At 33.3% G+C, this 10,117-nt stretch carries 8 protein-coding genes; 6 read left to right on the top strand and 2 right to left on the bottom strand.

All coding sequences use genetic code 11. The features are described from left to right. Window positions 1-261 precede the first annotated feature (261 nt). The gene (locus LQ611_RS13455; protein ID WP_107566037.1) at window positions 262-735 is read left to right on the top strand and encodes a GNAT family N-acetyltransferase; all 474 of its coding nucleotides are present in this window, start codon (window positions 262-264) and stop codon (window positions 733-735) included. Window positions 736-776: 41 nt separating this feature from the next. On the opposite strand, the gene LQ611_RS13450 is transcribed toward LQ611_RS13455, so the two are convergent. Together LQ611_RS13450 and LQ611_RS13445 are read right to left on the bottom strand one after the other, a co-directional pair. Continuing rightward, window positions 777-3,659 carry a DEAD/DEAH box helicase gene (locus LQ611_RS13450; protein ID WP_107596897.1) on the bottom strand — a complete coding sequence of 961 codons (2,883 nt, stop codon included), beginning with the start codon at window positions 3,657-3,659 and terminating at the stop codon, window positions 777-779. A 2-nt stretch (window positions 3,660-3,661) separates the two neighbouring features. Continuing rightward, window positions 3,662-4,054: a (deoxy)nucleoside triphosphate pyrophosphohydrolase gene (locus LQ611_RS13445; protein ID WP_025905399.1), complete on the bottom strand. Its 393-nt coding sequence runs from the start codon at window positions 4,052-4,054 to the stop codon at window positions 3,662-3,664. Window positions 4,055-4,250: 196 nt separating this feature from the next. On the opposite strand from LQ611_RS13445, the gene dcuS reads away from it, so the two are divergent. The 5 genes from dcuS (at window position 4,251) to LQ611_RS13420 (ending at window position 9,991) form a co-directional block, all read left to right on the top strand. Beyond that, entirely contained in the window at window positions 4,251-5,858 is a 1,608-nt protein-coding gene (dcuS, locus tag LQ611_RS13440) for a DcuS/MalK family sensor histidine kinase (protein ID WP_142381250.1), read from the top strand. Next, window positions 5,852-6,565: a response regulator gene (locus LQ611_RS13435; RefSeq protein WP_103361039.1), complete on the top strand. Its 714-nt coding sequence runs from the start codon at window positions 5,852-5,854 to the stop codon at window positions 6,563-6,565. Before dcuS ends, LQ611_RS13435 begins: the two co-directional genes overlap by 7 nt. Before the next feature lie 135 nt (window positions 6,566-6,700). Next, entirely contained in the window at window positions 6,701-8,044 is a 1,344-nt protein-coding gene (locus LQ611_RS13430; RefSeq protein WP_103361038.1) for a 2-hydroxycarboxylate transporter family protein, read from the top strand. Window positions 8,045-8,071: 27 nt separating this feature from the next. Next, window positions 8,072-9,253, top strand: a complete 1,182-nt coding sequence (locus LQ611_RS13425) for an NAD(P)-dependent malic enzyme (RefSeq protein ID WP_037589142.1) — start codon at window positions 8,072-8,074, stop codon at window positions 9,251-9,253. A gap of 138 nt (window positions 9,254-9,391) precedes the next feature. Then, the gene (locus tag LQ611_RS13420; RefSeq protein ID WP_103361036.1) at window positions 9,392-9,991 is read left to right on the top strand and encodes a hypothetical protein; all 600 of its coding nucleotides are present in this window, start codon (window positions 9,392-9,394) and stop codon (window positions 9,989-9,991) included. The last annotated feature ends 126 nt before the right edge of the window (window positions 9,992-10,117 follow it).

The following is a 10,117-nucleotide window of genomic DNA, read 5'->3' as shown; positions in this document are numbered from 1 at the left end:
ATTGGCTGGACGAAGTCCAGTACAATACCGAACTCAATCCAGCCAATTAATAGCATAATGGAAACTCTAACTTTGGGGGGTCACTACCATCATGGGGTTAGTGCATAATATAGTCCACTTTTTATATTTAAAGTGTCTGCTTTTAGGGGAGTGTATCAAAGTTGGGAATGGTTATTTTTTTGTAATAATTTAGTGCTCATAGCACAAATTAAAGAGTATTTAATATAATTTGGTTAAAGTATAAGAAGCAGGTGATTAACAATGAAAGTGATTCATACTAATGACATCAATAAACAAGTACTCATCGATTTGTATATTGATAACTGGGGTGATGATGAAATGGTTGTCTCTTCAGGAACATATCAATTATCAGATTTACCAGGATTTGTTGCGTACGATGAAGCGGAAATAATTGGTGTGATTACATATATAATAAGAAATGATCAAATAGAAATTATTTCATTGGATAGTTTTAGGGAGAATGTAGGAATAGGAAGTCAATTGTTGAAAAAGTTAGAAGAAATATCTGAGGAAAAGGATATAACAAACATTTCAGTCATAACAACAAATGATAACTTAAATGCTTTGAAGTTCTATCAAAAAAGAGGATATAACATCAGAAAAGTTATTCCAAATGCAGTAGAAAAAGCAAGAAAACAAAAGCCATCCATTCCACAATTTGCAGAAAACGGAATTCCAATTCGAGATGAAATAGTGTTGGAGAAATATTTGTAGAGAATTGAAAAGTCTAGAACAATGATGTCCTAGACTCTTCCCTACGCCTCTATGATATATCTATATATTTCGTCTTTTACAGGTGATTCCATAGATAATGTCATTGTGACGATATTTTGTTGTTTCGCATTTGGCATGATTGTTTGTTCTGCTGAATCTTTAATGTAGTGGGCTTTTCCCAGGTAATAAAATTCTTTTCCGTCTGCCACGTCTTCTTTCTTTACAAAGATATACATGTCTATATTATTTTTTTGATGTGCTAAGATTTTTTGGACTTCTTTTGATTCTAATGTACGATTACTTCTTGTAAACCATTTGAGTTCGTCGGGACTTAGGAATTCATCTTCGTACTTTGTATTATCACTGATATCATCTTGTTTATGATATGTAATGAAAATGGGTAAAGTATTATTTCCGAATTTATAGCCGTTTATTGTTCCGGACTCATCAGATTTCCAGTTTAGTAATTTAACGAAGTCTTTTCTTGTATATTTGTTATATAGTAGTAAGCCGTTTTGGTTACCGTGATGTACCATGTTATTGTATTTAGCTAATTCAATAATGTCATCAACGTATGTTTTGAATACTGTTTTTTCTAGTGCTGATGAAAATGTATCGGTCAGTCTAACCTCATCATCGATTATGTTGATAATAGGGCTACCATACGTTTTGTTTATTGTAACGCTAAAGAAACGATGGTCTAAAATTTTCAAGGTTGTCTGAATGTCATCGTTTGTAACGTTTGAATCAATTTGTTGTGCGATTGGTAGTAGCTCATGTATTTTATGAGGTCTTCTAATAATAGCTTCTAAAATTGTATAATCAACGTTTTTTAAGCCTGGTGCGATTTCTCGAGACAAGAACGTTAAGTTGAGACTTTCATTTTTAGTTAATGTGTCTTCAGTTTTCTTGAATCTGACTATGAATTCATGATAGTTATTATAAGTACTGTCACTAGAATATATCACGCTAGGATCTATAGAATTCTGTCTAATGAAATCCATTAATAATGGCGTTCGACCAATTCTTTGTTCAACTTCATTAAATGCCTGTTTAATGTGAGCTGCTGAACTCAAGTTGACTTGTTTCAGTGAATCATATATTTGTTTCTTAGCTACTTCTTCAAAGTTGATAGTAGAAACACCTGTTAATGCAGTATTATCCGCTATAAATCTTCTGTAATTATCTTTATTTTGTGATTGATCACCAGATAATGCGACTGGAATGAGGTAGTTTTTCTTATAGTTACCTATAAAATCAATAACCGTTAAATATTCTTTGTTTTCTGCTTTTCTTAAGCCTCTACCAAGCTGTTGAATAAAGATAATACTTGATTCTGTTTCCCTTAACATGACAATCTGATTTACAGGTGCGATATCAATACCTTCGTTAAATAAGTTAACGGTAATAATGTAATTGATTTCTCCTGATTTTAGTTGTTCGATTGCTTCTTGTCGTTTATCCATGTTGTCTTCACCAGTCAATGCAAGTGAAGGTACGTTAAGAGCAGTTAATTTATTAGCGAGCTCCCATGCTTCATCTTTTCTACTAACGAAAATAAGTCCTTTAAGTGTGTCACCAGAGTATCCATAGTATTGAGTCTTTTCTAGAATATGTTTAACTCTTTCATCAGAAGTTAAATCTGCTAAATTACTGTAATCATCTGTAGATTGACCATTAAGCACATAGTCTGTGACACCGAAATAATGGAAGGGACAGAGTATTTCACTTTCTAGCGCTTTTTGTAATCTAATTTCATAAGCGATGTTGTAATCAAACATTTCAAATATATTTAAATTATCGGTTCTTTCAGGTGTTGCGGTCATACCAAGTACAAAATCAGGTGTAAAGTAATTGAATACCTTTTGATATGATGAGGCAGCAGAGCGATGCGCCTCATCGTAAACGATATAATCAAAGTACTTTTCATCAAACTGCATAAAAACATCTTCTTTAGATAATGTTTGAATCGTTGCAAATAAATATTTAGCGTTAGTATTCTTTTGTTTCCCTGTTAATAAGCCAAAATCCTTATCTTGTGCGAATGGCAGTACTTTTTTAAATTCTTGAATAGCTCTTTTTAAAATACCTTCATTATGAACGATAAATAGAAATTGATTAGGATTGTAACTTCTCACATCTAATGCAGAGAGAATTGTTTTTCCTGTACCAGTAGCTGAAATGATCAGTGCTTTATCTTTATGCTCTTTTCTGAGTTCAGCTAATGAATGTAATGCTTCTTTTTGCATAATGTTAGGTTCGATTCTAACTGCTGCATCAATATTTTTTTGGATTTCATTTTGTTGCTCGGTAATGCGTTGTGCTTCTTTTAAATTACGGGCATCATATGTCTTCTCATAATCTTGAATCCATTCATCAGAAAGAGGGGTACTATTATGCCATAGTTCATCAAATTGTGCTTTAATATTATAAACGAGGTCGCCATTCTTTTGAGTAGAAAGTAAGATATTATGTTCGTAGTTAACTTTTAAAGCGTTAGAAGTTAAATTAGAACTTCCGACAATCATGGACGAATAATGTTCATGGTCAAATACATAACCTTTAGCGTGAAATCCATTAACACCAGTTAATTTTACATCTACATTTTTAAGCTTTAATAATTCTTTATACATTTTAGGCGTATTGAACCCCAAATAATTCGAAGTAATAATTTTACCTCGAACACCTTTTTTGTCTAAATCATATAGATGCGATTTTAAACTTGCTAATCCACCTTCTGTGATAAAAGCGACTGAAATCGTGAATGTCTTACATTTATGCAGTTCATTAATAATAGTAGAAAGTACATTTTCTTCATTATTATTAACTAATAATTTCGGCATGAAATTACCTTTATGTGAAATTGTACGATCTATAAACCCTTTGTGTAGCGACTGATTAAAGTCTTCTAATAAATTGTTCATATTTATACCTCATCTACAATGATTTTGACAGCAGGTATATCGGCCGGTGCCCATTCTAAAGTTTCAAGATCTTTAACATCAAGCCATTGAATACTTTTATGTTCAGTAAGTGTAGGCATTTTTTCTTTCAATTTACATTTATATGTATGAAGGTTAACAATTCCAAAGTCATATTCATAAGAAGTAGAAGTAACTTTATCACCAACTTCAAGATCACATAACATTTCTTCACTGATCTCTCGTTTCAAAGCCTCTATTTCAGATTCACCTTTTTCTATTTTACCGCCAGGGAATTCCCACATAAGAGGTAAACTCATATTTTCATTTCTTTGTGCACAAAGTACCTTATCATCATTAAAGATAATTGCACCTACAACTTCGATTTGTTTTTTCAAAATATTACCTCCAAAAATTATGATATTTGTCTATATTTTATCAAAAATTGTTCTCAAGGTTAATAAAATGTAAAATTACGATCCATAAAAATTCAACTTTAGATAATTTCCAATGATTTATTATATGAAAACTAAGAATATGATATATTCTTAATAATTAATAACATTTGTAATGTTTACTAAAGGCGGTTATGTTTTGAAGAAGCAAAGATTAAAGTTGAGTACGCTTGTGATTATTGTGGTTTGTATTGTGGTGCTATTTTCTTTATTAATTACGTGTTTATTAATCAGTAATACGATTAAGGATACGATTCATAGTACGACAAAGGAGAAGGCGGAGGTTATTGGTAAGGCGATTGCTGGTTCTGAGGTTGTGCAGAAGTCTTTGGCTGAGGATAGTGATGATCATAAAATCCAAGATTATACGTCTAAGATTCAAAAAACAACGGACGTGAGTTTTATTGTTGTCATGGATATGAATGGTATTAGAAAGTCTCACCCGAATGAGAAGTTGATTGGTAAGCATTTTAAAGGTGGCGATGAAGGAGAAGTCTTACATGGTAAGTCTAGTTCTTCTATTGCGAAAGGTACGCTTGGTTTAACGATGCGTGCTTTTACGCCTATTTATGCTGATGGTAAACAAGTGGGTGCGGTATCAGTTGGTGTGCCTATGCAGACGGTGTATGAAGCTTTGGCAGATGGCAATAAGAAAATTATCATTGGATCTGTGATTGGTTTAATTGTAGGTGCTATCGGTGCGTATTTATTATCGATTTATATTAAGCGTATTTTGTTAGGACTTGAACCTTCTCATATTGCGAAAATTCTAGGTGAACGTAATACGATGTTACAGTCTGTTCATGAAGGGATTGTAGCAGTTGATAAAGAAGGTAAAATTAATTTGGTTAATAAGTCTGCAATGGATATTTTTAAGAAAGCAGGTCTTAAGGGTGATCCTATAGGTATGCCAATTAATGATTATATGGCTTCGACGCAATTGCCTAAGATTGTTGAGCTTGGAAAGCCTGAACTTGATAAAGAGCAAGATATTAATGGTGTGAAGATATTGGTTAATAGAGTACCGTTAATTGTGAATAATGACATAGTAGGTGCGATATCGACGTTTAGGGATAAGACAGAAGTGCATAAATTATCAGAGCAGTTGGTAGGTGTTCGGACGTATGCAGATACGTTAAGAGCCCAGTCGCATGAATTTAGTAATAGATTGCATGTGATTTCTGGTATGTTGCAGATGGAACATTACGATGATTTAAAGCAGTACATACGTGAAATTGTTGAACTCGGTAGTCAAGAAAGTGGAGATATCACATCGAAAGTTAAAGATGCTGCACTAGCTGGTTTCTTAATTGGTAAACTTAGTTTGGCGCGCGAACAACAAATCAAGCTTTCTATAGTTAATCATGCTACGATACCAGAACCGAAAGATTCACATATTACGCATGAAGTGATTACAATTATCGGTAATTTAATTGATAATAGTATAGACTCATTAGTATCATCATCACTTAAAAAGAAAACAATTGACGTAGACTTGAACTATAAACAAGATCAATTAATGATAGATGTGATAGATTCAGGCGTGGGTCTAAGTCATGAACTAGATGAACATATATTTGAAAAAGGCTATTCTTCTAAAGGAGAGAATAGAGGGTATGGTTTACACCTCGTTCAACAAAGTGTTGAAAAGCTTGATGGTCAAATATCAATCAATGCGCATGAAGCAGGAAATGTACAGTTCTCAGTTGTTATAAACTATCCGAAAAAGGACGAAGATAAATGTTAAATATACTTATAGTTGAAGATGACCCAATGGTTGCACAAATCAATCGTCAATTTATAGAAAAAGTAGATCCTGAAGCGTTAGTTGATTTTGCACAGAATGTGACAGAAGCAATGGAAGTCATTCAGTCAAAGAAGATCGATTTATTATTGTTAGATATATACATGCCAGAAGAAAATGGCTTAACTTTTTTGAAATATGTAAGAGAACAAGGTTATCAAGTAGATGCGATATTAATAACAGCTGCTACAGATGCTGAAGATATTCAGACAGCTTTCAGATATGGCGCGGTAGATTATTTAATTAAACCATTTGAATTCGAAAGATTTAAGCAGTCTTTACTTAAATACAAACAAGGACAGACTTTCTTTAAAGATAATCAGCAAATTAAACAAGCAGATATTGATGCAGAGTTCTTGAATAAACAAGTTGTTACAGATGATTCAGAACTGAAATTGCCAAAAGGCGTCACAAAAGAAACATTACAAAGCATCATTGAGAAGATGAATGACTTTGAAGATCATGCATTTTCAACAGATGATATTTCTAAAGCAGTTAATATTTCAAGAGTATCTGTAAGAAAATATTTAAAATTCTTAACAGATATTGAAGTGCTGGAAGAATCTTTAACATATGGTATTGGCCGACCGATATACTTCTACAAGTTAAACAAAGACAACTTAAAATATTTACAAGGATATATGTCATGATATATCTAAATTAAAAACCAAACGATTCAGTTCGTTTGGTTTTTTTAATTACAAAAAGATAATTAAAATTTCATAAGCTATAATTTTTGGTTGCGTTTTCATAAAATGAATTTATATCAATTAAGGGGGATAAAAATGAATACGAAGACCAATTTGGAAGCGGTTACCGAGAGTGAGTTACCTATCCAAAATAATATAAAAAGCTTATGGGAAAAATTAATGAAAGCTAAAATTGGTGTATTACCATTACCGTTATACATTGTCTTAGCTGCAATTATATTAACAGCATCTGTATATAATACTTTACCAGCAGATATGATTGGTGGATTTGCTGTCATCATGATTTTAGGAATATTGCTTGGCGATTTAGGGCAGAGAATTCCTATATTAAAAGAAATAGGTGGACCAGCTATATTAGCATTGCTTGTACCTTCTATTTTAGTATTTTTAAACGTGATTAATACCTCTTCAATGGAAGCCGTTACGACTTTGATGAAGACGTCTAATTTCTTGTATTTCTATATTTCTTGTTTAGTAGTCGGCAGTATTTTAGGCATGAATAGAAAAATGTTAATTCAAGGTTTCACACGCATGTTTGTACCTTTAATAGTGGGTACAGTATTAGCTGTCGTAGCAGGTATGTTAGTTGGATTATTGTTTGGATATGATTTACAACATACTTTCTTCTATATCGTTGTTCCAATTATCGGTGGCGGTATCGGTGAAGGGATACTTCCATTATCTATTGCATATTCATCTATTTTAGGTGGATCAGCAGAATCATTCGTATCTCAAATGATTCCAGCAGCTGTTATTGGGAATATCTTCGCAGTTGTCAGTGCAGGGCTTATGATGCGTTTAGGTGAAAAGAAAAAACATCTTTCAGGAAATGGGAAATTAGTAAAATCTGAAGATGGTAATGAAGTTCATGAAGAGAAAGAGAAAGTCATTGATTTCTCGCTAATGGGTGCAGGTTTACTCATTGCTTGTACATTCTTTATTGTTGGTACACTTGGTCAGAAATTCATTGGTGTCCCAGGACCGGTTATTATGATTTTATTTGCGACACTAATTAAGTGTCTTAAAGTGATGCCACACAAAATGGAAGACGGTGCGCATAATTTATACAAATTTATTTCAACAAGTTTAACTTGGCCGTTAATGGTCGGTCTCGGTATGCTTTATATTCCTTTAGAAGATGTTGTGAAGATTGTAACACCAGCATACGTTATCGTATGTGCGTCAGTTGTATTTGTCATGATATTATCTGGATATTTCGTAGGAAAATTAATGAAGATGTATCCCGTTGATGCAGCCATCGTAACAGGTTGTCATAGTGGCTTAGGTGGTACAGGAGATGTTGCGATATTATCAGCGTCTAAACGTATGGCATTAATGCCGTTTGCACAAGTTGCTACTAGAATCGGTGGTGTATCTACCGTAATCTTAGCATCACTTTTATTAAAATTATTAAGCTAAATATAAATAAATAAGGAGTAATTAAAAATGACTGAAAGTAATGAATACGGTGAATCTATAAATTTACATCAAGAACGCGCAGGTAAAATTGAAATCACGAGCAAAGTAGATGTGACTTCAGAAGAAGACTTAAGTGTTGTCTATACGCCAGGTGTTTCTGCAGTATGTAGAGCAATTGCTGAAGATGAAACAAAAGTAAATACATTAACTGCAAGAGGTAACATGATTGCAGTTATTACAGATGGAACAGCAGTACTAGGTTTAGGTGATATCGGTCCAAAAGCAGCCATACCTGTTATGGAAGGTAAGAGCATTCTCTTTAAAAAACTTGCGAATGTTGATGCTTTTCCAATTTCATTAGACACGAAAGATACTGAAGAAATCATTTCAATTATTAAAGCATTACAACCTAATTTCTCAGGTATCAATTTAGAAGATATTTCAGCACCTCGTTGCTTTGAAATAGAGAAGCGTTTAATAGAAGAATTAGATATACCTGTATTTCATGACGATCAACACGGAACAGCAATCGTCGTACTTGCAGCATTAATCAATGCACTTAAAGTTGTAGATAAAGCAGAAAAAGATGCGAAAATCATTATAAATGGCGCAGGTTCAGCAGGTATTGCGATTGCGAAATTATTGTTAGAAGCGGGTTATCAAAATATTACGCTCGTCAGTCTAGAAGGTGTCTTAAATAAATCAGAAGAATGGTTGAATGATGCACAAAGAGAAATTGCTGAATATACAAACCTTGATAATATACAAGGTACTTTAGAAGATGTCATAAAGGATGCAGATGTATTTATCGGCGTATCAGGTCCAAAAGCATTATCAAAAGAACATGTTCAATCAATGAACAACGACCCAATTATCTTTGCATTAGCGAATCCAACACCAGAAATTTATCCGGAAGAAGCGTATGAAGCGGGTGCAGCAATCGTTGGAACGGGTCGTTCAGACTATCCAAATCAAATTAATAATCTGTTAGCATTCCCTGGTATATTTAGAGGAGTATTAGATGCCAAGACACAACATATCACAACTGAAATGAAAATAGCAGCAGCAAAAGCCATAGCAGCAACAATTCACAAAGACGAACTCAATGCGAATTATGTCATACCAAATTCATTAGAAAAAAGAGTCGTCGATCAAGTAGCAGCATCAGTCCAACAATGCGTAGAAAATAAAACAGAAGTGTTGGTGTAAGGTATATTTAGAAATAGTTTAAAAAGAATAGAGAAATCTATTCTTTTTTATTTTAGGTTACTATAGAAAGTCATTTTGATATGAATTACAATACATTTATAAACTTTTTTATGAAAATTACAGTTCGGAGGAAGGAATTTGAAACAGATATTTTCGGGAATGATATTAGTATTACTACTTTTAATCGTTGGTGTATTTGGTTTCATTGCGTATCAATTTATTGCTGGTGATAATCGTATTGAATTTTCTAGTAATCAACAAACAGCTGATAAAGAACCGAGTAGTGAGGAAAGTCATGACAAAGAATCCAGTGATGATTCTGAGGAACCAGAAGGCGATCCTCCAAGCATCGATGTCCAAACGACTCAATTTAGCCAAGGCTTTATGAATGCTGATGTAAGAAGCGGGTTTTATGGAGTAGGTATTGGATTGTCGCGAGATGCCATTGAAAAGAAATTCGGGAAGTCAGATGGACGTATAGAAGCTGGACAATCTCATGCTGAAAAATATGGCAACGTAGCTGTAAAATATAATAGTAAAGATAAAGCAGAGCATATATACGTAGCACCAACAAATGTAACAGTAGAAGCATTTAAATCCGTTCACGGAACACCAACGATAGAAAATAGCGATGGGTTAGTTTATGATGATAATCCAAACAATTCCTTCTCAATATTAATAACGACAAAGAATGGTAAAATAACAGCCATTGAAAATGCCGATCAAATACAAAGATAAGATAATGCCAGCTATGATGATTGCACTAACCCCAGGATGGTACTGCACCCCTAAAGTTAGAGTAAAAAAACTAACTTTAGGGGTGTTTTAATATGACAAAATATAGTGATGAATTTAAGTTGAAAG

Origin of the sequence: Mammaliicoccus sp. L-M44 (genome assembly GCF_022386355.1) — a bacterium.
GTDB lineage: Bacteria > Bacillota > Bacilli > Staphylococcales > Staphylococcaceae > Mammaliicoccus > Mammaliicoccus sciuri_A.
Note: the sequence above shows the minus strand (reverse complement) of the source record. Positions and strands in the feature narration are given on the sequence as shown.

What these genes read in the sequence shown, in the direction of transcription:
- LQ611_RS13455 (WP_107566037.1), top strand. Translation starts at nt 262, where the DNA reads ATGAAAGTGATTCATACTAATGACATCAATAAACAAGTACTCATCGAT.
- LQ611_RS13450 (WP_107596897.1), bottom strand. Translation starts at nt 3,659, where the DNA reads ATGAACAATTTATTAGAAGACTTTAATCAGTCGCTACACAAAGGGTTT.
- LQ611_RS13435 (WP_103361039.1), top strand. Translation starts at nt 5,852, where the DNA reads ATGTTAAATATACTTATAGTTGAAGATGACCCAATGGTTGCACAAATC.
- LQ611_RS13430 (WP_103361038.1), top strand. Translation starts at nt 6,701, where the DNA reads ATGAATACGAAGACCAATTTGGAAGCGGTTACCGAGAGTGAGTTACCT.
- LQ611_RS13425 (WP_037589142.1), top strand. Translation starts at nt 8,072, where the DNA reads ATGACTGAAAGTAATGAATACGGTGAATCTATAAATTTACATCAAGAA.